Here is a 23,097-nt window from a genome sequence, read left to right as displayed (position 1 = left end):
TCAAACAACTGTTTCCGCTTACCACCCTCAACGCAGCTTGATCAAAGCAAAGAGAGACTCTATGCAACTGGTGATTATTAGCGGCCGCTCAGGGTCAGGTAAATCTATTGCCTTACAAGCGCTCGAGGATCTTGGCTATTACGCCATTGATAATCTTCCCGCCATGCTGCTGGGGTCGTTGGTTGACGAACTACGCCACCAGGGAGGCCGCACCCACTTGGCGGTCAGCATCGATGCTCGCAACCTACCCGGTGCACTGGAGCGTCTGCCCTCGCTGTTAGAGGAGCTATGCCAGCGTAAGATTGATTTTCAAGTCATCTACCTGACGACCGATGCGCGTATACTGCTTGAACGTTACTCCGCTACGCGACGGCGCCATCCGCTGACGCGCGATAGTGAAATGACGTTGGAAGAGGCGATTAATAAAGAAGAAGAAACACTGCACGATATTCGTGATCTAGCCGACTTACTCATCGATACATCACGCTTATCGGTACACGATTTACGTCGACGCATTACCGACCAAGTAGCGCACCAACGGCGCGATAAGTTGACACTGACACTTGAATCTTTCGGTTACAAACGGGGTGTACCGTTAGACGCCGATCTGGTATTCGACGTGCGCTGTTTGCCTAATCCTTACTGGGATCCCACGCTACGTCAATTCACTGGACGCGACGCTAATATTGCGGCTTTTTTAAGCAGCTACCCGATTGTTGATGCCATGAGAGACGATATTCAGGCATGGCTTGAACGTTGGCTACCTGCTTATAAGAATAGCCAACGCAGCTACATGACTATCGCTATTGGCTGCACGGGTGGCCAACACCGTTCGGTCTATATGGTCGAACAATTAGCTGAGAGACTGGCACACAGCATAGGCGAGATTCAATTACGTCATCGCGAACTAGGGCTGCAATATACGTTGGGAGGTCAGCCAACCGTACCTTTAGCCAGCAATGATTACAGCGACGAGCGACAAGAAACCTCTTAAGTGCCTCTACCCATAATGACACCACTCGGCGAAAAGGAACCAGGGTGCCAGAAAGAATACTCACACTCACAAACCAACGCGGTTTACATGCACGCGCAGCCACTAAACTGGTTAAATGCGGCCAACATTTCACGGCAAAAATACGGGTCTACAAGCAACATCAGGTGGCCGACGCCGCTAATATTATGTCATTGCTAATGCTAGCTGCCCCTTGCGGAACTGAGCTAAAGGTCAATGCAGAAGGGGACGACGCCGAACAGGCGCTTGATGCTATTCAAGCGCTGTTCGAAGCCCGTTTTGAAGAAGATCAGTAACCGCCCGCTTTTACTTGTTAGTCACCAGCCACCGTCATTGCATCTATTAACCAGCTTCCCGTGTGTACGCTGCCACGGGTATCGGTATCATCACCAATACCCACTAACCCAGCAAACATCCGCTCCAGTTTTCCGGCAATCGTAAACTCTTCGACCGGGTACTGTACTTTGCCGTTTTCGACCCAAAAACCTGCTGCCCCACGGGAATAATCACCGGTAACACCGTTAACGCCCTGCCCCATCAACTCGGTTACCCAAATACCCCGCCCCATTTCTTGCAATAGACTTTCACGGGATTGCAGCGGTGTCGCTAAACGCACGTTACGCGCCCCACCAGCATTGCCCGTGGTTTGCATACCTAACCTTCGAGCGCTGTACGAAGAGAGCATATAACTGGCTATGCGGCCCTGATCGATAAAGCGATTATTTCGAGTTTGCACGCCCTCACCATCAAACGGCGAACTCGCTGTAGCGCCTACTTCCATTGGTCTTTCTTCAAGGCTAAACCAATCGGGAAACAGCGGCGTGCCGAGCCGGTCGCACAAAAACGAGGCCTGACGGTAAAGCGCGCCACCGGCTAACCCACCGAGCAGATGGCCAATCAGACCGCTGGCCAACGACGGGTCAAACAGCACTGGAAAGGTGCCTGTTGGTGGGCGTTTAGCGCCGAGTCTTCGCAGCGTACGCACCGCAGCTTCGCGACCGACCTCGGCCGGGTCACGTAGCGCCTTCGGATCGCGCGCAGACGTATAATCGTAGTCGCGCTGCATACCGCTCGCATCCTGGGCAATCAGCATACATGAAAGTGAATGACTGCTGCCTTTTTGGGTGCCTAAAAAACCGTGACTATTGGCGTAAACGCGTACCCCTTCGCCGCTGGAGAGTGACGCACCATCCGACTGAGAGATGCCTTCTACATCGCGCCCCGCCTGCTCGCAGGAAAGTGCCAGCTCGATTGCCTCATCCGTTGTGAGTGACCATGGGTAGTGCACTTTTAGATCGGGCAGCTCAGACGCCATGAGCGATGCATCGGCCAGCCCAGCGGCCGGGTCTTCACCGGTATAGCGGGCGATCGCCAACGCTTTCTCTACCGCTGCCTGAATCGAGGCACTGCTGGCATCAGTCGATGAAGCGCTGCCTTTACGCTGACCAACGTAAAGCGTAACGGCAATACCCTGGTCGCGCGATAACTCTACCGTTTCAACTTCACCCAGGCGCACACTGACACCTATACCCTGGTCAACGCTTGCGCCTACTTCAGCAGCATCTGCGCCCATGCGCTTTGCCAGCGCTAGCGCCTCTTCGGCCCGCGCGGTCAATAACGCCTGCTGCGCGGATGCATCAAATGCCTGTGCCATATAACCTCCTTTTCCACCGACTGTCTTTCAACAGAATGTCTTCGGCGAATCAATGTTGTTCTCGCAGCTGGTATAATGCCGCAACGAATCTTGTCTATGAGTCACACTATGCGTAAGCAACGTCCCGATACCGTCCCAAGTACTAATGAACCAGAAGAGCAGGAAGAACGCCCAAGCAAGTCGCAACTCAAACGCGAAATGCATGCCTTACAGGCACTTGGGGAAACCTTAATCGCCATGCGACCGGCAGAGCGCGCCCGTTTCCCCCTTTCTGATGATATGCTGCGTGCTATCGAAGAAACCTCTCGTATTCGCTCTCACGAAGGCCGCCGTCGGCATATGCAGTACGTCGGCAAATTAATCCGTAAAGAGGATCTCACCGCTATTCAAGGCGTGTTCGACGCAATTGACCAAGAGCAGGAGCAGCGCGACCACGCGTTTCACCGCCTCGAAAAATGGCGTGATCGCTTAATTGACGAAGGCGATGCGGCGGTCGACCAGTTTATGGCCGAGTACCCGAATGCGGACCGCCAGACGCTGCGTCAATTGATTCGCAATGCACAGCGTGAGCGCGAGCAGGGCAAACCACCCACAAGCTCGCGCAAGCTCTTCAAACACCTGCGAGAAACCTTAGCTCTTTAAAGGCAGCTCTTTAAAGGCGGCTCGTTAAAAACAGCCTCCTTAAGAACGAACTTAAGACTGGGTTCCACCGACGGTCAGCTCATCCAATTTCAACGTGGGCTGGCCGACACCTACTGGTACCCCCTGCCCCTCTTTGCCACATACGCCGATACCGGTATCCAACGCCATATCATGACCAATCATAGAGACCCGCTGCATCGCTTCCGGGCCATTACCAATTAACGTTGCCCCTTTTACCGGCGCTGTCACTTTGCCGTCTTCAATCAGGTAGGCTTCACTGGCGGAGAACACGAATTTACCTGAGGTGATATCCACCTGACCGCCACCGAAACTCACCGCATAGATGCCTCGTTTAACGCTTTTGATAATATCACTGGGCTCATCTTGGCCGGCGAGCATCACGGTATTGGTCATACGCGGCATCGGTAGATGGGCAAAGGACTCACGTCTCGCATTCCCAGTGGGTGCCATCCCCATTAGCCGCGCGTTGAGCTTGTCCTGCATATACCCGGTTAAAATACCGTCTTCAATGAGCGGTGTGTATTGACCCGGTGTACCCTCGTCATCCACGCTCATTGCTCCACGACTATCCGCTATGGTGGCATCGTCCACAATCGTGACACCCTTGGCCGCGACGCGTTTACCCATCTTCCCGGCAAAAGCGGAACTACCCTTGCGATTGAAATCACCCTCAAGGCCGTGCCCCACCGCTTCATGGAGTAAAATTCCCGGCCAACCTGATGCCAGTACCACAGGCATTTGCCCAGCGGGGGCATCAATGGCTTCAAGATTGACCAGCGCCTGACGAACCGCCTCTTTAGCGTACAGTTCCGCCACTTGGTCATCGCGCAGCTTCGCCATGGAGTATCGACCGCCGCCTCCCGCACTGCCGCGCTCACGGCGACCGTTTTTAACCGCAATGACACTGACATTGAAGCGCACCAGTGGGCGAATATCGGCAGCCAACGTGCCATCACTGGCCCGGACCAATACCACCTCATAGGTACCCGAGAGCGAGGCGCTCACCTGGCTGATACTCGGATCAGCGGCACGCGCCACTCGATCAGCCTGTTTCAACATGGCAACTTTATCTTCAGCACTTAGCCCCGCTAACGGATCTATACCGGCATAGCGCGACATGGCTGTCACAGGCTGAACCAACTGCCCAGGCAGACGTTTGCCACTGCGCACGATGCCCGCCGCCGTACGACCGGTATCCATTAATGCATCGGCGGTAATTTGGTTTGAGTAGGCAAAGCCGGTTTTTTCGCCCGCCAATGAGCGCACGCCGACACCACCATCAATATTGTAACTCGCTTCTTTCACCTCGCTATCTTCCAGTACCCACCCCTCTTGCCAGGTGCGCTGAAAATAGAGATCGGCGTAGTCAATGCCCGCGCCCATGGCGTAGTCCAACCCTGTTTCCAGGGCATCCAAATCCAGCCCTCCAGGCGTCAAGAGGATGGCTGCAGCCGTATCTACATCACTTTTATATGCGGTCATTGGGGGCCTTCTAAAGTAACCTGCGGCGAAGTCCAAGGACCTCGCACGCGATAATGGAGTGTCGTGGCGCGATCTAAGGCGTCGCCAAACAACTGATCAGCGAGGAACAGCGCGCCGCCCACGATGGGCGCACCAACGGCAATGGCCGCGATCGGTAAACTTTGCGTCACTGGCAGTGTGACGCCAAGTCGCTGGTCAAGTTCACGTGTCGCCAGATTGGCATTGCCAGTAAGCGTTAGAGTGGTGGCCGGGGCATCAATTTGCAATGGGCCACGTAGCGTGAGCAGCCCACCGGTGACATCAGCCGTACCTTTGACACGATCAAACGCTGTACCTCGGCCGGTAACGTCAGAAAAATCCAAGCGCAAACGGCGCAAAATATTATCAAAATTGAGTAAGCCGATGAGACGCGCCGGTGCGGACTCCAGTGTAACAAAGCTGCCGTCGCGGATATCCGTACTGATATAGCCATCGGCATGTCTTAGCGCCAGTTGCCAGGGTGCCCCCGGCCAATCCAGAGAGGCAACCACATCAGTGCTGCGGCTGCGCATGGCCACAGGCTGATCAAGGCGCTCAAGGGCTGTCCCTATATCACCGCCTTGGATAGAAATGTCCGCCCAGGTATGGCTGGAGGCAGCATCTCCCTCCCAGTGTAGCTCGCCGCGAGCGGAAAGCTGACCCAGAGTTAAGCCAACGGGCGTGAGCGAAAACCGCTCATCATCAGTTTTCCAGTAGGCCGTTAAAGGGCCAAAGCGACGTGGCCCCATAGCAATTTCGGCTAACCGCAAGCGCCCATTGGGCACATCAGCCAGCCAATCTGGAATTGCGGCAGGCGCCTCGCGCTGGGTTTCAACCGCTTTTAGCCAGGAGTCTGGGGTAGGTGCATCACTAGCATGTTGTACGTTCGCTAACGCCAATAAGCGATCAAGTGACAATGCTTCAATGGCCATGTCTAAGGGCTGCGGTGATTGTGCATTATACTGTAAACGCCCAGTGACAAGATTACCGCTCAACCCCATATCAACAAAGCCACCGTTAACGCCACCATTCGCGCTAAAACTCCCTAAACACTCCTCCTGGTAAACCACGCATGGTGTTGTTAATGAAAACGTTAACGGCGTTTGAGTACCCTCGCTAGATGATGTAGGCGCCTCGTCTACCATTAACGGTGTGATCGCCTGCTGCCACGCTAGCGGGTCAAGCTGCGGTATATTGGCATTGATGGTAATTCCAGGCTGATTAGGCCAGGCATGTGCGCTCTCTGCTTTACTGCCTAAGTATAGCGACCCGGCCATTGAGCCATTGCGCTGCTGAATGCGTGCAGAAGCAATATCTGCCAAACGACTTTCGATGCGTCCACTATCAATATCAGCAGTAACGGTCAAAGGCCATGGCTGCTGGGCAGTCTTGGTAAAAGGGTCAGGCAAGCGACTGGTGATGCCCATTAGGCGACTATCCATTCGCAGGGTGGGCGTCGGCAATAGGCTGATGTTGCCCTGCCACTGCAGCTGCCCTTCAAGCGGTAGCCGCCCCTGGCGGCCACTCACTCCCGCCAGTTCAAAAAGCTCGGAGGTAGCAAGATTACCCTGCAACGCTATTGCGTCGCGCTGGGTATTGAAATCTGCCGCTATTTCCCCACCTAGCAATTGGCCACTGGCTTCGCCGACGAGCCCGCGGCTCTCGCCGTTCTGGAGCCATGCAAGATCTCCCTCAACCGCTTGAAGGGGTAAATCCAACGGTTGGTAAACGACTTCGGAAAATCTTGGAAGCGCATTAATTTCCAATTGCAGTGCTTCGGGGATGTCCAATGGTAGCGACAGCGCAATATCGCCGTTAACGTCACCGGTCACGCTCAAATCGCTTAATTGAGAAAGGTCTATATCAGGCATCGTCTGCAGAAATGCCGTTAATGCTGTCCCATCAGCTTGTAATTGGCCTGAAAGATTAAGCGTGTCATTTTCCATCACCAACTCACCCTCTGAAGCAGTGACGCCATGGCTCTGGGCATGCTCTATTTCAGCTTCTAATACTCTGTCTTGCCATATGAGGCGGCCTTTAACATCATCAAGGCTCGGCCAGCCAGGTGCAATCGGTAAATGCCCTTGAGTAATCGCCAACTCAAGTGTGGCGGTAAAATCTTCAGTGGTGACATCATTTCCTAGCGGCTGGCTTAACTGCAGCGATCCCTCGGTGACGTAGCCACCAATATCATCGAGCAACCAGTCCCGAAGGTCATCATCCATTACGCTAAGCGGCAACCACTGGGCCAGCGGGCGCTCTAACGCATCCACTTCACTAAAATCCAGGTCTAAACCAAAATGGCCGCGCTGATTGCCTGTTATTAAACCGAAGCCTCCCACCACCTGGGCACCATCCCAGTCAACGCTGAGCCGCTTACCGCTTACCATCGTGTTGGGCCCGTCATACACCCACTCCACTTCCCCTTCGGCACGTCGGAGTTGCATAGGGTCAGCAAAAAATTCGGGGAAGTAGAGCGTACTGTCGCCGTGACTGCTAAACAGTACACGGCCGCGAAAGTCACGCGCTTGCACCCAGGCGTCCAATGGGCCACCACCCGGTGCATGCTGCCACGGCGAGACTTCTACATTCGTTAGCGCCGCGTCCACACCCCAGCGACCCTCCTGCTGCCCCACATGCAACCCCTCGACTTGCCCCCGAGGAGCGAGGGTTTGCAATACTCGCGTGACGGACTCGGGGAGCAATACATAGTCACGCCAAGCGGTCAGTGAGGCGAGCTCAAAGGCACTGGTACGTACTTCCCACTCCCCAGGCTGATGCGTGGCGTGCCAGTGGCGTGGTAGGGCCGGTCCCACGCTGCCGCCGGGGGGCTGGGCCCACTCGACGCTTTCCGCATCGCCGCTTAGCCATGCCTCACCTCCTTCACCGTCGCGTTGCCACAGGCCATTGGCTTCAATGTCTCTTAATACTGCGTACTGTACATTATGGCGAAGCGTTAACTGTGGTACGTCGACGGCGACGCGGGCCTCTTCAAGCCGCCCGGCACGCCAACGACCCCACAGCCGCGCACTGCCCCCGGCCTGTTCTAAATAGGCTGCATGATCGGGCCGAAACATATCCCCCAAGACGACTAGCTGATCAAGCTGAATATCCAATTGAAACGCTGCCGAAAAATCGCTAAAGCCCCGTTGGCCAGGCTGCATTTCAACCTTCATTTCAGCGGCGGGAAGGGCCACCTTGCGGGCTTGCTGGAGAGATTCAGCAATATTGATGGCGCCTTCCAGCCGGGTGCGTCGCTCATCGCCAGTCAAGAGCAGGGTTTGCGCATGCAGCATCACTGTGTCGTGTCGGCCATGCAGAACCACGCGTGTATCATCCACCCATAGACGTTGACGCAGAACGAGACCTGCCCAGTCATCGATAGTAGCCAGATCGACATCCGGCTCAGCCTCCATCAATAGTGGCAACTCGGCAGGCTTAGGCCACTGCCAAGCGGCACCCTCACCTTGATAAAGGTGGAATTCGGTACCGCTTATCCGGGCATCGCTGAAAATGGGGGCCCAATTGGCAAGCGACGCCCAGGTATCCAAACGCAGCCCCGCATGCTGCAAAGAAAACAGCGCTTGGCCATCGGGCGTTTCTGCATGCAGGCCATCGAGCCGTAATAACAGATCATTACGGGCGAGCGAGAGCGATAAATGCTCAATAGTCACCGGCACGCCAATACGTGCTTCAAGCAGCGCTTCAATGCGCGGGGTTAGCGCGTCGGATTGACTAATGGCCAAGCGGAGTAGAAGCAGCAGCACAGCGGTGCTGCCCAGTAGCCAGGCTGCAATCAATAAACTCCAACGCACCAGCGAACGAGTCTGCATGATTACATCAGTACGATATCGTATTGCTCTTGGGAGTAGTGCTGCTCAACCTGGAAACGAATGGTTTTATTGATAAAGGTTTCCAGGTCTGCCACCGCCGCTGACTCCTCATCCAATAAACGATCAACGACCGGTTGCGAGGCTAGCACCATGTAGGTTTCAGCACTGTAAGCACGCTCTTCGCGCAGAATCTCGCGAAAGATTTCATAGCAGACAGTTTCTGGGGTTTTAAGCGTTCCGCGACCGCTGCAGGTAGGACAGGCTTCGCAGAGTGTCTGCTCCAAACTCTCCCGGGTGCGTTTACGCGTAAGCTGAACAAGACCAAGCTCGGTGACGCCCGTACACTTGGTTTTAGCATGATCGCGCTCTAAGGCTTTTTCAAGGACACGCAATACTTGGCGCTGATGCTCAACATCAACCATATCGATAAAGTCGATAATGATAATGCCACCCAGATTACGCAACCGGAGCTGGCGGGCAATGGCGGTGGCCGCTTCAAGATTGGTCTTGAAAATGGTCTCTTCAAGATTACGGTGGCCGACATAACCACCGGTATTAACATCAATAGTTGTCATCGCCTCGGTGGGATCAATCACCAAGTAGCCACCCGATTTCAGCTGTACTTTACGCCCCAGCGCTTTTTGGATCTCGTCTTCGACACTGTAAAGATCGAAGATAGGGCGCTCACCGGGATAGTACTCAATACGCTCAACCGCATCGGGCATAAACTCTTCAGCAAACTCCACCAACTTGACGAAATTCTCTCGCGAATCAATGCGTATTTTTTCGATATCATCGCGCATGACATCGCGTAGGGTACGCATAAATAGCGGTAAATCATCATAAATGACAGTTTGTGGCGTTGCGGTTACTTTACGCTCGCTCACTTTGCGCCATAGCCGTAGCAAAAAGTGCATATCGCCTTTGAGCTCTTCATCGCCCACCCCTTCGGCAGCGGTACGGACAATAAAGCCACCCGTCACTTCCAGCGTTTGCTCTGCCACACTGCTATCCAGAAGTGCTTTTAAACGCTCCCGCTCACGCTCATCCTCGATACGTTGCGATACGCCATGGTGCGGGGAGTCCGGCATATAGACCAAATAACGAGAAGGAATCGACAGATGGGTAGTTAAGCGCGCCCCTTTACTACCAATCGGGTCTTTGGTGGCTTGCACCACTAGCGCCTGCCCTTCGTGAAGCAACTGCCCAATGGTTTGCTGCTCATCTGGGGGCGTGCCGGGAGGCATTACTTCATGGGCATGAATAAACGCCGCCCGCTCTAAGCCAATATCAACAAAGGCAGCCTGCATTCCAGGCAGTACACGGACTACTTTGCCTTTGTAGATATTGCCCACGATACCACGCCGACGGGAACGTTCGATCAGTGCCTCTTGCAAAACGCCATTTTCAACCAGCGCTACGCGGGTTTCCATTGGCGTTAAATTGATGAGAACTTCACCGCTCATGCAAAATTCCTTGTTGGTTGACGTATTCCTTGCCAGCGACGCAGGCGGCACTCTCATCTAGGCAGTTAAACGCGCTGCCAGATAGGCACACCCTGTCGACGTAGCAAGTGCGTCGTCTCAAACAGCGGTAGTCCTACCACCGCCGAATGACTGCCTTGGATCTGTTTTACAAACACGGCTGCCAGACCCTGTATCGCATAGCCTCCCGCCTTATCGGCAGGCTCGCCGGTACGCCAGTAAGCCGCTATTTCATGTGTTTCAATTTCACGCATCGTCACCTGGGTAGCGACACAACAGGAGAGCATGCCTTCCGGCCCACTTACCGCGACGGCAGTAAGCACCTCATGGCTGCGTCCAGACAGCAGCTGTAACATTTCGGCACCGTGCTGGGCGTCTACCGGCTTACCTAGAATACGTCCATCCACCACCACTGCGGTATCGGAACCGAGCGTTGGCAAGTCAGTTAGGGGGACGGCAGCTTCAGCTTTGGCCATTGCCAGACGGCTTACATACGCCGTGGGCACCTCATCGGCAAAGAGGGACTCATCGATGTCGCACGGGTGCACCGTTACGGGCACGCCAATAGATGCCAATAAAGCCCTGCGGCGCGGCGAGGCAGAGGCTAAGCACAAGACAGGGACCGTCATGAAGTGGCCAATCGACGTTCTAATGCTAAAAACATCGTGGCCAGCCATGGCCACAGCAGCGCACTAATCAGTGAGGGTATTAAAAAGGCTAAATGAATCGAAAAATCGCCCAAAATGGTTCGCAACCATTGCGCAACGAGTTGCACCAAGCCAAGTAGCACTAATACCAAGGCCGACTGCTGTACTAATGAATAAGCCCGAAAGCGTGGATACACCAGTGCACAAAGAAAAGCTAACAGTGCGTAAATGAGCGCATGCTGACCGAGCGCGGTGCCTTCAATTAAATCCATCAAAATGCCCAGCACGAAACCATGAAAAACACCGACCCTGTCGGGCGTTCGCATACTCCAGTAGATCAGCATTAGACCCAGCCACTCCGGGCGGTACACCTGCCAGCCATCCGCTAGCGGCATAACTTGCAGGCATAACGCCAATAGCAGACTTAGCCAAATCGCTAAAATGGGTACTACCGGTGCGCGCGCCATCAGGGCACCTCTTGTTCGGGAGTGGCAAGCTGCAGCAAAGAGCGTAACGCCTCTGCCGAAATATCCAATGTCTCGTCCCAAGCTTGCTCATCAACTTCCTGCCGTGGCGGCGGAAATAACAGCAAGAAATGACGAGAACGTTGTAGCTGTGCCATGGGTTCGGCCGTTACCCGAGCAAAGGGCTTACCGGGATCGTGAAAGACTTCGGTTACACGCGCCACGGGGTAACCGGGCGGAAAACGACCAGCCAACCCTGACGTGGTCAGCAAATCGCCCTCACGAATATCCGCCGTATCAGGCACATGCATCACATTCACGCTGTTGTAGCGCCCGGCCCCCTGTACGATAAAACGTAGGCCGTTACGATTGAGTTGAACCGGCAAGGCGTGACTGGCATCTGCCAGTAGCAGAACGCGGCTGGAGTAGGCAGAAACAGCCGTAATTTGACCCACCAGGCCAGACGCATCGATGACAGGTTGACCTACGTAGGCACCGTTTCGATGCCCACGGTTAATGACCATTTGATGGCTAAAAGGATCGTTGTCGAGCGACAGCAGCTCCGCTGTGATATAGGGGATATCACGGCGTTTAGCAGCGTTCAGCAAATCGCGCAGCTCGCTATTTTCAGCGGTCAAATTGGCCATTCGCTGACCACGATGGGAGAGGGTAAGAATCTGTTCACGCAGACGGCGGTTTTCATCAACCAATGCCTGTTGATCAGAGAGCGCAAGCGACCCCCAATTCAACAGGTCGCTAGGCACACTAACCACCCATTGAATAGGAGCAACGACCATCGACATTTGTGCACGCACATGTTCCATGCGCGTAAAACGCTGGTCGACAAACATTAAAGCACTGGCAGCCAGCACGCAGAAAAACAGCCGATATCCCGGCAGCGGCCCGTGCGAAAACAGCGGTTTAATAGGCAATCCCCCCGCAATTAACCGCTGCGATTAGTCGCTCGACAGCAACTCAAAGGTGTGCTGATCAATCATTTCCAGTGCTTTACCACCGCCGCGAGCAACACAGGTCAATGGGTCTTCGGCAACAATTACCGGTAGCCCCGTCTCTTCAGCAATGAGCTTATCCAAGTCGCGCAATAAGGCACCGCCCCCTGTTAACACCAAGCCACGCTCGGCGATGTCAGACGCCAGCTCGGGCGGAGACTGTTCAAGAGCGCTTTTGATCGCAGCCACGATGGAACCCAGCGTTTCTTGCAAAGCTTCCAGGATTTCGTGGGAGTTTAGCGTAAAGCTTCTTGGAATGCCTTCGGCCAGGTTGCGCCCGCGTACGTCAATTTCACGTAGTTCGCCACCGGGATAGGCACAACCAATTTCTTCTTTAATGCGCTCGGCGGTGGCTTCACCAATCAGGCTGCCGTAATGGCGACGAACATAAGCGGTGATCGCTTCATCAAAACGGTCCCCACCCACGCGTATAGATTCGGAATAGACCACGCCATTGAGTGAAATAATCGCGATTTCGGTAGTACCACCACCGATATCCACCACCATCGACCCTTGGGCTTCATCTACCGGAAGGCCGGCGCCAATTGCCGCAGCCATGGGTTCTTCGATCAAGAACACCTCGCGAGCGCCAGCACCTTCAGCAGACTCACGAATCGCCCGACGCTCTACTTGCGTTGACATGCAAGGAACGCACACCAGCACACGCGGGCTGGGGGTTAAAAAAGTGCTTTGGTGAACCTTGCGGATAAAGTGCTGGAGCATCTGCTCGGTGACGGTGAAATCAGCAATAACGCCATCTTTCATCGGCCGAATCGCAGTAATATTGCCAGGCGTACGACCCAACATTCGCTTGGCATCGGTACCGACTGCCGCGACGCTGCGCATATTGCCAGATTGTCGAATTGCCACCACGGAAGGTTCATCGAGCACGATGCCGCGACCGCGTACATAAATCAGTGTGTTGGCTGTACCTAAGTCGATCGACAGATCGCTGGAAAACAGCCCCCTCAAACGTTTAAACATGGATGTTGTTACCTAGTGCAGACCGGGAACCCTATGCGGATGCAAACGGTATCACCGCAACCCCTTTGCAGCAAGCACGAGTCGTGCCTAATACTGCCCGTTAAGGCCAATATGTGGTACCTTTTACGCTATTTTCCACGTCTGCTACACAAGACGTTTTTTTTGATATCGGTATGTATACCGCTCAAAGCGGGTATTGTTCCATTAAGTTTACGAGGAAACTTCGATCATGGCGCTTGAAGAATCTCATGTGCGCCGGGCCGCGCATTTGGCCCGACTCGCTGTCAGCGATGACCAAGCCAGCGGTTTTGTAGACGACCTAAGCCGGATTTTGGACATGGTCGATCAACTCCAAGGGCTTGATACAGAAGGCGTTAAGCCACTTGCCCATCCATTAGATGCGACCCAGCGACTGCGCGCCGATGAAGTAACCGAAACGAATCAGCGCGACACGTTTCAGCGCTGTGCTCCGGCGGTGGAAAACGGCTTATATCTGGTACCCCGCGTCGTCGAATAACCGCGTATTCGAGGTTACCCAAGCCACCACTTATGCCTTTTTTTTTCGCCCCTGAACGGAGCTTCTGGGTCATGTATGAGAAAACATTAACGCAACTCGCTGCCGCTTTAAAAAGTGGTGAGTTTTCAAGCCGCGAGCTTACTACTCACTATTTACAGCGCATTGACAAGGCCGACGGCAAGCTGAACAGTTTTATCAGCGTGACTGCTGAGCAGGCACTCAAACAAGCTGAAAAAGCGGATAGCGAACGAGCAGCGGGCAGTGCCGGCCCACTGGCTGGCATTCCCCTGGCTTTGAAAGATATTTTTTGTACCCGTGATGTAAAAACCAGCTGTGGCTCGAAAATGCTGGACAATTTTATCGCCCCTTACAATGCCACCGTGGTTGAAAAACTGAACGCGGCAGGCACTATCAGCCTGGGTAAAACCAATATGGATGAGTTCGCCATGGGCTCCTCCAACGAGAACAGTTTCTACGGTCCGGTCAAAAACCCCTGGGATTTGACGGCTGTACCTGGCGGCAGCTCCGGCGGCAGTGCGGCGGCAGTAGCAGCAGGTTTAGTGCCAGCGGCCATGGGCACCGATACCGGCGGTTCTATTCGCCAACCAGCGGCGTTTTGTGGCATCACCGGCTTAAAGCCCACCTATGGCCGCGTGTCACGCTTTGGCATCATTGCTTACGCTTCAAGCCTTGACCAGGCAGGTCCCATGGCACGCAGCGCCGAAGACTGCGCCCATCTATTGGGTGTCATTGCTGGCCACGACGGCCGCGATTCCACCAGCGTTGCCCGTGGCGTACCCGACTATGTGGAAGGCCTTAATGCACCGCTTTCGGGCCTTAAAATCGGCCTACCTAAAGAGTATTTTGGCGATGGCTTAGACCCCGACGTCGAAAAGGCCGTCCGCGAAGCAGTGAAGGTCTACGAATCGCTGGGCGCGACGGTACGCGATGTCAGCTTGCCACATACAGCCTATGCAATTCCGGCTTACTACGTGATTGCCCCCGCTGAAGCCTCTTCGAACCTGTCCCGCTACGACGGCGTGCGCTTTGGCCACCGCTGCGAAAACCCCAGCGACTTGATTGACCTGTATACACGCTCACGGGCTGAGGGCTTCGGCGAAGAAGTGAAGCGTCGCATTTTGATCGGCACTCATACGCTGTCAGAAGGTTTCTTTGATGCCTACTACACCAAAGCACAAAAAGTACGTCGCCTGATCCGCCAGGATTTCCTCGATGCCTTCCAAGATGTGGATGTACTGATGGGCCCCGCCTCGCCCACACCAGCCTTTGATCTGGGTGCCAAAAAAGACCCCGTATCGATGTACCTGCAGGATATCTACACCATAGCGGTTAACCTAGCCGGCATCCCTGGCATTAGCGTCCCGGCAGGCTTTTCCAATGGCCGCCCTGTGGGGCTGCAAATCCTCGGTACCCACTTTGCCGAAGCGCAGTTGCTTAATGTCGCTCACCAGTTTCAGCAGGCGACCGACTGGCACTTACAACGTCCTGCCTTTGCTGAGGAGTACGCCTAATGCAATGGGAAACCGTGATTGGGCTTGAAGTCCACGTTCAGCTCGCAACGCGTTCAAAGATTTTTTCCGGGGCCTCAACGGCGTTTGGCGCTGAGCCAAACACTCAGGCGTGCGCCGTCGATTTAGGCTTACCGGGTGTATTGCCGGTGCTCAATGAACAGGCCGTGTCGATGGCCGTTCAGTTTGGCTTGGCAGTGCATGCGGATATCGCTGAAGTGTCAGTGTTTGACCGCAAAAACTACTTCTACCCCGACCTGCCCAAGGGCTATCAGACGAGCCAGATGTACCACCCTATCGTGGGTCCGGGTGAGGTTGAAATCACCTTGGAGGATGGCAGCACTAAGCGTATCCGCATCCACCATGCACACCTTGAGGAAGATGCGGGCAAGTCACTGCATGAAGATTTTCATGGCATGACCGGCATCGACCTTAACCGGGCAGGCACACCGCTACTGGAAATTGTATCTGAACCTGATATGCGCAGCTCCAAAGAGGCTGCCGCCTACCTCAAAGCAATTCACTCGATCGTCACCTATCTGGGTATTTCCGATGGCAATATGGCGGAGGGCTCAATGCGCTGCGACGTCAATGTTTCGGTACGCCGTAAAGATCAGGAAGCATTGGGTACGCGCGCTGAAATTAAAAACGTCAACTCTTTCCGCTTCGTCGAGCGTGCCATTGCGTTTGAAGTTGAGCGACAAATCGAGTTAATCGAAGAGGGTGGCAAGGTCGTTCAGGAGACACGTCTTTTTGATCCCGAGCGCGATGAAACCCGCAGCATGCGGACCAAGGAAGAGGCCAACGATTACCGCTATTTTCCCTGCCCCGACCTGCTGCCGGTAGTGCTTGACCAGGCCTACCTGGACCACTTACGCAGCCAACTTCCCGAACTGCCTGCTGATAAGCGAGAACGCTTCCAAAACGAGCTGGGGCTGTCTGCTTATGACGCCAATGTTATCTCCGCCAGTCGTGACATGGCCGAGTTCTTTGAGTCAGTCCATCGCGTGTGCGGGGATGCCAAGCAGGCGGCCAACTGGGTTCAAGGCGAGCTTTCCGGGGCGCTTAACCGTGAAAATCTAAGCATTGCCAACAGCCCGATTTCAGCGCGCCAGCTAGGCGAGCTGATCAGCCGCGTGCTGGATGACACCATTAACGGTAAAGCCGCCAAGGAAGTCTTCCAGGCTTTGTGGAATGGTCAGGGTGACTCCGCCGACAAGATCATTGAGGCGAAAGGTCTCAAGCAGATGACCGACACTGGCGCCATTGAAGCGATCATTGATCAAGTCATTGCCGACAGTCCCGCCCAAGTCGCTCAGTACCGCGACTCCGAGCCAGAAAAACGCGGCAAGATGATCGGCTACTTTGTCGGTCAAGTAATGAAGGCATCACGTGGCACCGCCAACCCGCAACAGGTCAATAGCTTACTTAAAGAGAAGCTCGATGCACTGCTGTAACAGTGGTGTTGGGCGATAGAAGACATCAGCGGCTGCTTCGGCAGCCGCTTTTTTTGGCCTTTATGTTTTGGTCTTTATGGAAGCCAAAGCTGGCTGGGCTGAGTAAAGCGCTTCAGCTGTGCGCAGCCTGCTGCCCATACGTCGGCTTCAAACTCGGCGATGGCGGCGGTAGGAAAACCAACGCCTTGGGCAGGGCTACCCTCGACCAGCAACCCCGCCAAATCGCCCATCAGCGGCATATGACTCACCAGCATAATCGGTGCACTCTCGGGCTGTTCAAGCAACCAGTCGCTCACAGCACTGGGTGAGTCATCAGGGGTGATAAAATCTAGCGTCTCAAGGGGAGCACCCAGCGCTTTACTCAGCGCTTGCGCGGTTTGCTGCGCTCGTACGTAGGGGCTTGAATAGAGCGTTGGCATTGGCAGCTCACCCGCAGCCACACGCTCGGCCAGCCAGCGCGCCATTTTTTCACTCTCCCGCTCGCCTTGAGGTGTTAGTCGGCGCGCATGGTCGGGATACCCCCGTGCGGCCTCGCCATGGCGCATTAACAGCACGTTAGGCATTCCTGCCTCCGTTGTCCTTAGCAACTTTTTCCTTAGAAGCTTGGTCCTTAGAAGCCTGGTTGTGAGGAGCTTGGTTGTGAGGCGCTTGTTCGCGATGAGCCTGCTGTACGGCTTCACGGGGCAAAATAAATTCTACATCGCTACTCTGCTCACCCATCATCAATGTGCGTGCCATATCTTGAGCGGGTACGCCGTCAAATAACACATGACTGAGCCCTTCAGCCAGCGGCATATAAACGCCCATTTCACTCGCCTTGGCGCATACCAGTTTAACGGTATTCACCCCTTCCGCCACTTGGCCGAGTGATTCGACGGCTTCTTCTAGCGTACGTCCCTCCCCCATGGCATAACCGACTCGATAATTACGCGACAGATTGGACGAGCAGGTAACAATCAAGTCCCCCACGCCTGCCAAGCCTAAAAATGTCATGGGGTTGGCACCCTGGGCGACAGCAAAGCGGCTCATTTCAGCCAAAGCGCGGGTCATCAACATACTACGGGTATTTTCTCCCATGCCTAGCGCAGCCGCCATGCCTGCGGCAATGGCGTATATATTTTTTAGCGCGCCACCCAGCTCGACGCCGTGGCGGTCATCGCTGGCATAAACACGAAAATAACGACAACCAAGCGCCTGCTGGACCCGTGTGCGCGTTAATGGATCCGCGCTGGCGATCACAGTAGCGGTTAGCTGCTTATCGGCAATTTCAGACGCCAAGTTGGGGCCAGCGATGACGCCAATATGACTAAACCCGGTTTCTTGCTCAAGCACTTGGCTCATCAGCAAGAAGCCTTCCTGCTCAATTCCCTTGGTGGTGCTCACCAGTATTTGATTAGGTGTCAGCCACGCTTTCGCTGCTTGCACCACGCTGCGAAACGCTTTTGAAGGAATCGCGATCAGCACCAGCTCTGCGTCAGCCAGCACGGCTTGGATATCCGATGAAGCATGCACGGCCGGGTTCATTAAATAATGAGGCAAATAGCGCCCATTAAGGTGTTCATTATTTATTTGCGAGACCAGCGTTTCGTCACGCATCCACTGGCGTACGCGTGCGCCATTATCGGCGGCAATACTCGCCAATGCCGTACCGAAACTCCCGCCTCCGAGTACCGCAACGTTAATTTGCTGCTCAGCCATGATGAAGTCCTAGTCAGTCTTGCAGAACGTATATGCTTACTGTATCAAAACAAACGGCCCGCTTGAGTAACCAAGCGGGCCGTCTCAGGCATCAATAGCGACAATACCTTAGCATTGCACAGTTAACTAGGCAGTCAACACACTATTAAGGCGCTTCACGTAGGCTGCAGGATCATCCAAATGGCCACCTTCAGCAATAATGGCTTGATCCAGCAGAATGTAGGAGAGCTGGGTGAACAGATCGCCTTCAGCCCCTTCCAGGCGCGCTACTAATGCATGGCTAGGGTTCAGCTCAAGAATCGGCTTCACCTCAGGCAGCGGCTGACCAGCGGCTTCCATAATACGGCGCATCTGGTAGCCCATTTCATGTTCGGGCAATACCACACAGGCCGGAGAGTCGGTCAGACGGTGGGTGATTTTCACTTCCTGCACCCCTTCACCTAACGCTTCTTTAACGCGCTTGACCAGGTCCTCTTTGGCCTTAGCGGTCTCCTCCTGAGCTTTCTTCTCTTCTTCGTCTTCTACGTCGCCTAGATCCAACTCGCCCTTGGCGACATCGGCAAAGGTTTTTCCGTCGAACTCGGTCAGATGGCTCATCAGCCAATCATCAATGCGGTCAGACAACAGCAGTACTTCGATGCCTTTTTTGCGGAATATCTCTAGGTGCGGGCTGTTTTTGGCCGCGTTGAAGCTATCGGCTACAACGTAGTAAATCTTCTTCTGGCCTTCTTTCATACGCTCGACATAGTCAGCTAGCGCATGTTCCTGAGTAGCCGTATCGGTGTGGGTTGAAGCAAAGCGCAACAAGCCAGCGATTTTCTCACGGTTGGACGGATCTTCGCCGGGGCCTTCTTTCAATACGCTACCAAAGGTATTCCAGAAGGTTTGATACTGTTCTTTATCCTTGGCCAGCTTTTTCAGCATATCCAAACCGCGCTTGGTGAGCGCTGCTTTGATTTTATCGACATTGGGGTCTTGCTGGAGCAATTCGCGTGAGACGTTTAATGACAGTTCACGGGTGTCCAGCACGCCTTTGATAAAGCGCAGATAAAGCGGCAGGAATTGCTCAGCGTCATCCATGATAAAGACACGCTGAACGTAGAGCTTCACACCTCTGGCGCCGTCTCGGTCAAACATATCAAACGGTGCGCGCTCGGGCACATAGAGCAAGCTGGTATACTCAAGCTTGCCTTCGACCTTGTTATGGCTCCAGGTCAGCGGATCAGAAAAATCGTGCGCAACGTGCTTATAGAACGCCTTGTACTCATCGTCGGTAACTTCGCTCTTGGGACGCGACCATAGCGCCGTCGCTTCGTTAACGGTTTCCCAGGTCGTTACTTCACTACCTTCGATGCTGTTGCCTTCATCGTCCTTAGCCGTTTCGGTTTTCGGCATGCGCACCGGTACTTCGATATGATCTGAATACTTGCGCACTAAACCCTGCAGACGATAGTCATCGGCGAACTCTTTGGCATCCTCTTTCAGGTGCAAGATAATTTCAGTACCGTGCTGGGCACGCTCGATATCGGCAACGGTAAACTCGCCTTCCCCTTTCGAGCGCCACTCAACGCCCTCAGCAGCGTCAGTGCCCGCTTTACGCGTGCGCACCGCGATCTCATCAGCCACAATAAAGCCCGAGTAGAAACCGACGCCGAACTGGCCGATCAACTTGGCATCTTTCTGCTGCTCACCGGAAAGCTGCTTGAGAAACTCGGCGGTACCAGAGCGCGCGATGGTGCCTAAGTTGGCAATAACATCTTCGCGGTTCATACCGACACCGTTATCCCGCAAGGTAATGGTGTTGGCATCCCGGTCGTGTTCGATTTCGATACGCAGCTCGCTATCGCCCTCATAGAGCGCATCGTTATCGAGTGCCGCGTAGCGCAACTTATCGCAGGCATCCGCAGCGTTTGAGATAAGTTCGCGAAGGAAGATCTCTCTGTTGGAGTACAGAGAGTGAATCATTAAATTCAACAGCTGCTTAACTTCCGTTTGAAAGCCAAGCGTTTCTTCATGGGTCGCTGTTTTATCAGTCGCTTGCTCATGGGTAGCAGTAGTCATGCGCTTATCCCTTATTATGGTTCACGTTGGGTCATGTGCCCCTGCCAAAAGCAGCAGAGGCATTAAAGTAGTCTCGTGAGCCTGATATGGGGATAAGCAGCGCTTTTTCAAGCAGCTGGAGTTAAGAAACAGCAGAGGTTAAGAAGGCGTTATGTCGGGGTCATTATACTTCCAGGCACGGTAACCCTCCAGGCGCTGATCGATACGGTTTAGCAACCAGCCGACAATCAACACATCATCTACCACGCCGATTAGCATTAGAAAATCAGGTATAAGATCAAACGGGAGTACCAAATAGCCTAGCGCTAATGCCATCATGGCGAATGCCGACCAGGGCACTGGCCGAAAGTCGCCACGAATCACATCACGTGTCATTGGTATAAACAGTTTTAACGCACGCACAATACGTTTTGTCGCCCAAACACGGGATTTGAGTCGACGCAGAAACCACCAAGTGGATAATGGGGCCATCGTAAGTAAGTCCTCCAAGTATATTCTCTGCAAGATGTTCGTGGTCAGATCATGCTGACTATTATTGGTTCAGTATAGCGATTGCTCAGCAAACTACGTGGAAGTCCACGGTTGTCCAGATAACCTTACACCGATAGAGAGAGAGCACCATGTTGGCTTTGCCATTTCGCCATACCGCTCGTGTGCTATGTACGGCATTACTGGCGGGGTTACCCGCACTTTCGTGGGGTGCTACCGATAGTGAGTTACGCGATGCACTCGCGGCAGCAAGAGAGCAGCAGTGGGCGCGTGTTGACGCAGCCGCGATAGAAGACCATCCGCTGCGTGGCTACGTGGAATACCACCGTTTGAAGGCGCAGTTGCCGAATCTCTCCCCTGACAGTGTGCATCGCTTTATCAATCAGTATGAGGATTCCCCCCTCGCCGGTTGGATGCGCGGCCAGGCCATTGCCCACTATGGCCATGCCGGTCGCTTTAGCGACTTGCTTTCGGTTGCCGATGGCGAGCCTGCAGGTACGGCCCGTCAGTGCTACTACTACACCGCGCTGTTCGCTTCTCAACCCCAGCAGGCAAGCGAGGCAGGGTTGGACTTATGGCGGGTTGGCAGCTCACAGCCTAACGCCTGTGACCCACTATTTGATCGCCTGCGAGCTAACGGCACTATTGATGCCACGGCTATCTGGGAGCGTAAAATGTTAGCTTGGCAGGCGGGAGAAACACGCCTTTCAAGCTATCTTGGCGGGCTGTTAAACGGCCAGTGGCAAACCGCTCTGGACACTGCAGAAGACGTCAGCAAACGCAGCAGCGCAATTACCCAGGCACCCACCTGCTTAGGCCCAGAATGTGCTGCCACAGCAAGCTTCTACCGGGCCGCTATGCAGCGCTACATCCGTGAAGACACGCCAGCAGCCTTTGCCGCCTGGCAGACACTCTCGTCGCGTTTAAACCTGCTGCCCAGTGACCGCCAGGCCATTGAGGAAGAGCTGGCTTTTTATGCCCTGGTGCGCGATGTACCCGGCACGCTAAGCTGGGTTGACGGCGTGCTACCGAGCCTTGAGAGCGAGCGTGTCTTAGAGCTTCGTGTCCGCCATGCGCTGGCTAACCGGGATTGGAACGGGGTGATCCACTGGATTGCTGAGCTGCCAACCATCCAGCAAGAAAATAGCCGCTGGCAGTATTGGTTGGGCCGCGCCAATGCACAGCTTGGCAACCAAGCGGCCGCCGAAGCACGCTACCAGCAGGCTGCGCAAGATCGCAGTTTTTACGGCTTCGCGGCCGCAGAAAAGCTCGGCCAACCCTATCAGTTGAATCATGAACGCCATCATTTTGACGACGCGTCGCGACAACGCATTGCCCAGCTCCCCGCGGTACAGCGCACTGAGGCATTGCTACGCATTGGTGAAGATGGGCTCGCCAACAGCGAGTGGTTAAACGCTGTGCAAAGTGGTTCACCCCAACAGGCGAGAGCGTTAGCTGACTATGCTGCCCAACAGCAGTGGCATGCGCGCTTAGTGCAGACCACCATTGCTGGCGAGCTGTGGGATTCGTTGGATTGGCGCTTCCCCCAGGCCTATCACGATAGCTTTCAGCATTGGGGTCGCCTTACCGGCGTTGACCCATACCTGCTGATGGCCATTACCCGCCGCGAAAGCGCTTACAACCCTAACGCCCTTTCACCCGCAGGCGCACGGGGCTTAATGCAGCTAATGCCCGGCACCGCCAGCCAAGTCAGCCGCGAACTGGGCATTAGCGATCCTGGCCCCTACGGTGTACTAGACCCAGAGCTAAATATCCGCTTGGGCAGCACCTATTTGCGTGACAAGCTGAAACGTTATCAGGGCAATCGCCTAGCCGCTGCCGCGGCTTATAACGCTGGGCCTGGCCGCGTCGACCAGTGGCTAGGGGATGGCGTGGAGGCATTTGATCTATTCGTGGAAAGCATTCCTTATCGCGAAACGCGCGACTACGTACAGGCCGTACTTAGCTATCGAGTGATTTTTGAGAGTCTAGCCAACGGCGGCAATAGCGAAGGTGTTTCGCTGCTGAGCGATAACGAGCAGCAGGTACGCTACGACCGGGCCCTGCTTGCCCGCCGCTAAGCCCTTCACTAATC

The 23,097-nt window shown here is 54.6% G+C and carries 19 protein-coding genes; 7 read left to right on the top strand and 12 right to left on the bottom strand.

All coding sequences use genetic code 11. The annotated features are described in order from the left end of the window. The first annotated feature begins 61 nt into the window (after positions 1-61). Complete coding sequence (rapZ, locus tag ACW44H_RS07045; RefSeq protein ID WP_457508029.1) at positions 62-994, top strand: RNase adapter RapZ; 933 nt, start codon at positions 62-64, stop codon at positions 992-994. A 44-nt stretch (positions 995-1,038) separates the two neighbouring features. Next, the gene (locus ACW44H_RS07040; RefSeq protein WP_113268192.1) at positions 1,039-1,308 is read left to right on the top strand and encodes an HPr family phosphocarrier protein; all 270 of its coding nucleotides are present in this window, start codon (positions 1,039-1,041) and stop codon (positions 1,306-1,308) included. A gap of 17 nt (positions 1,309-1,325) precedes the next feature. Here the strand turns inward: ACW44H_RS07040 and pmbA are convergent, their stop codons facing one another. Continuing rightward, positions 1,326-2,666, bottom strand: coding sequence for a metalloprotease PmbA (gene pmbA / locus ACW44H_RS07035; protein ID WP_457508027.1), 1,341 nt, complete (start codon positions 2,664-2,666; stop codon positions 1,326-1,328). A gap of 108 nt (positions 2,667-2,774) precedes the next feature. On the opposite strand from pmbA, the gene yjgA reads away from it, so the two are divergent. Continuing rightward, complete coding sequence (gene yjgA / locus ACW44H_RS07030; protein WP_113268194.1) at positions 2,775-3,308, top strand: ribosome biogenesis factor YjgA; 534 nt, start codon at positions 2,775-2,777, stop codon at positions 3,306-3,308. Between the two features lie 51 nt (positions 3,309-3,359). Here the strand turns inward: yjgA and tldD are convergent, their stop codons facing one another. The 7 genes from tldD to ACW44H_RS06995 all read right to left on the bottom strand — a co-directional run bounded on the left by tldD (position 3,360) and on the right by ACW44H_RS06995 (position 13,251). Then, a complete protein-coding gene (tldD, locus tag ACW44H_RS07025; protein ID WP_457508025.1) occupies positions 3,360-4,811 on the bottom strand; it encodes a metalloprotease TldD in 1,452 nt (483 codons plus the stop codon). After that, entirely contained in the window at positions 4,808-8,662 is a 3,855-nt protein-coding gene (locus ACW44H_RS07020) for a YhdP family phospholipid transporter (protein ID WP_457508023.1), read from the bottom strand. The genes tldD and ACW44H_RS07020 overlap by 4 nt, the downstream gene beginning before the upstream one ends. 2 nt (positions 8,663-8,664) lie before the next feature. Then, the gene (rng, locus tag ACW44H_RS07015) at positions 8,665-10,128 is read right to left on the bottom strand and encodes a ribonuclease G (protein ID WP_457508021.1); all 1,464 of its coding nucleotides are present in this window, start codon (positions 10,126-10,128) and stop codon (positions 8,665-8,667) included. A gap of 65 nt (positions 10,129-10,193) precedes the next feature. Continuing rightward, positions 10,194-10,775 (bottom strand): Maf family protein, encoded by a 582-nt coding sequence (locus ACW44H_RS07010; protein ID WP_113268198.1) that lies wholly within the window; start codon positions 10,773-10,775, stop codon positions 10,194-10,196. Beyond that, a complete protein-coding gene (mreD, locus tag ACW44H_RS07005; protein ID WP_457508019.1) occupies positions 10,772-11,260 on the bottom strand; it encodes a rod shape-determining protein MreD in 489 nt (162 codons plus the stop codon). The genes ACW44H_RS07010 and mreD overlap by 4 nt, the downstream gene beginning before the upstream one ends. Continuing rightward, positions 11,260-12,189 carry a rod shape-determining protein MreC gene (gene mreC, locus ACW44H_RS07000; protein WP_457508017.1) on the bottom strand — a complete coding sequence of 310 codons (930 nt, stop codon included), beginning with the start codon at positions 12,187-12,189 and terminating at the stop codon, positions 11,260-11,262. The genes mreD and mreC overlap by 1 nt, the downstream gene beginning before the upstream one ends. 24 nt (positions 12,190-12,213) lie before the next feature. Further along, positions 12,214-13,251 carry a rod shape-determining protein gene (locus ACW44H_RS06995; protein WP_008958638.1) on the bottom strand — a complete coding sequence of 346 codons (1,038 nt, stop codon included), beginning with the start codon at positions 13,249-13,251 and terminating at the stop codon, positions 12,214-12,216. A gap of 229 nt (positions 13,252-13,480) precedes the next feature. On the opposite strand from ACW44H_RS06995, the gene gatC reads away from it, so the two are divergent. The 3 genes from gatC (at position 13,481) to gatB (ending at position 16,754) form a co-directional block, all read left to right on the top strand. Then, positions 13,481-13,768: an Asp-tRNA(Asn)/Glu-tRNA(Gln) amidotransferase subunit GatC gene (gatC, locus tag ACW44H_RS06990; protein WP_113268201.1), complete on the top strand. Its 288-nt coding sequence runs from the start codon at positions 13,481-13,483 to the stop codon at positions 13,766-13,768. Positions 13,769-13,839: 71 nt separating this feature from the next. After that, positions 13,840-15,300 (top strand): Asp-tRNA(Asn)/Glu-tRNA(Gln) amidotransferase subunit GatA, encoded by a 1,461-nt coding sequence (gene gatA, locus ACW44H_RS06985; RefSeq protein WP_113268202.1) that lies wholly within the window; start codon positions 13,840-13,842, stop codon positions 15,298-15,300. Further along, positions 15,300-16,754, top strand: coding sequence for an Asp-tRNA(Asn)/Glu-tRNA(Gln) amidotransferase subunit GatB (gatB, locus tag ACW44H_RS06980; RefSeq protein ID WP_457508015.1), 1,455 nt, complete (start codon positions 15,300-15,302; stop codon positions 16,752-16,754). Before gatA ends, gatB begins: the two co-directional genes overlap by 1 nt. Before the next feature lie 74 nt (positions 16,755-16,828). On the opposite strand, the gene sixA is transcribed toward gatB, so the two are convergent. The 4 genes from sixA to ACW44H_RS06960 all read right to left on the bottom strand — a co-directional run bounded on the left by sixA (position 16,829) and on the right by ACW44H_RS06960 (position 20,984). Next, positions 16,829-17,317 (bottom strand): phosphohistidine phosphatase SixA, encoded by a 489-nt coding sequence (gene sixA / locus ACW44H_RS06975; protein WP_457508013.1) that lies wholly within the window; start codon positions 17,315-17,317, stop codon positions 16,829-16,831. Beyond that, positions 17,310-18,452, bottom strand: coding sequence for an NAD(P)H-dependent glycerol-3-phosphate dehydrogenase (locus ACW44H_RS06970; protein WP_457508011.1), 1,143 nt, complete (start codon positions 18,450-18,452; stop codon positions 17,310-17,312). Before ACW44H_RS06970 ends, sixA begins: the two co-directional genes overlap by 8 nt. A gap of 126 nt (positions 18,453-18,578) precedes the next feature. Further along, positions 18,579-20,513 carry a molecular chaperone HtpG gene (gene htpG, locus ACW44H_RS06965; RefSeq protein WP_457508009.1) on the bottom strand — a complete coding sequence of 645 codons (1,935 nt, stop codon included), beginning with the start codon at positions 20,511-20,513 and terminating at the stop codon, positions 18,579-18,581. 138 nt (positions 20,514-20,651) lie between these two features. Continuing rightward, the gene (locus ACW44H_RS06960; protein WP_113268206.1) at positions 20,652-20,984 is read right to left on the bottom strand and encodes a YkvA family protein; all 333 of its coding nucleotides are present in this window, start codon (positions 20,982-20,984) and stop codon (positions 20,652-20,654) included. 149 nt (positions 20,985-21,133) lie between these two features. Between ACW44H_RS06960 and ACW44H_RS06955 the strand changes: the two genes are divergently transcribed. Then, entirely contained in the window at positions 21,134-23,083 is a 1,950-nt protein-coding gene (locus ACW44H_RS06955) for a transglycosylase SLT domain-containing protein (RefSeq protein WP_457508007.1), read from the top strand. Positions 23,084-23,097: the final 14 nt, after the last annotated feature.

This window comes from Vreelandella sulfidaeris Esulfide1 (assembly GCF_054072535.1).
Note: the sequence above shows the minus strand (reverse complement) of the source record. Positions and strands in the feature narration are given on the sequence as shown.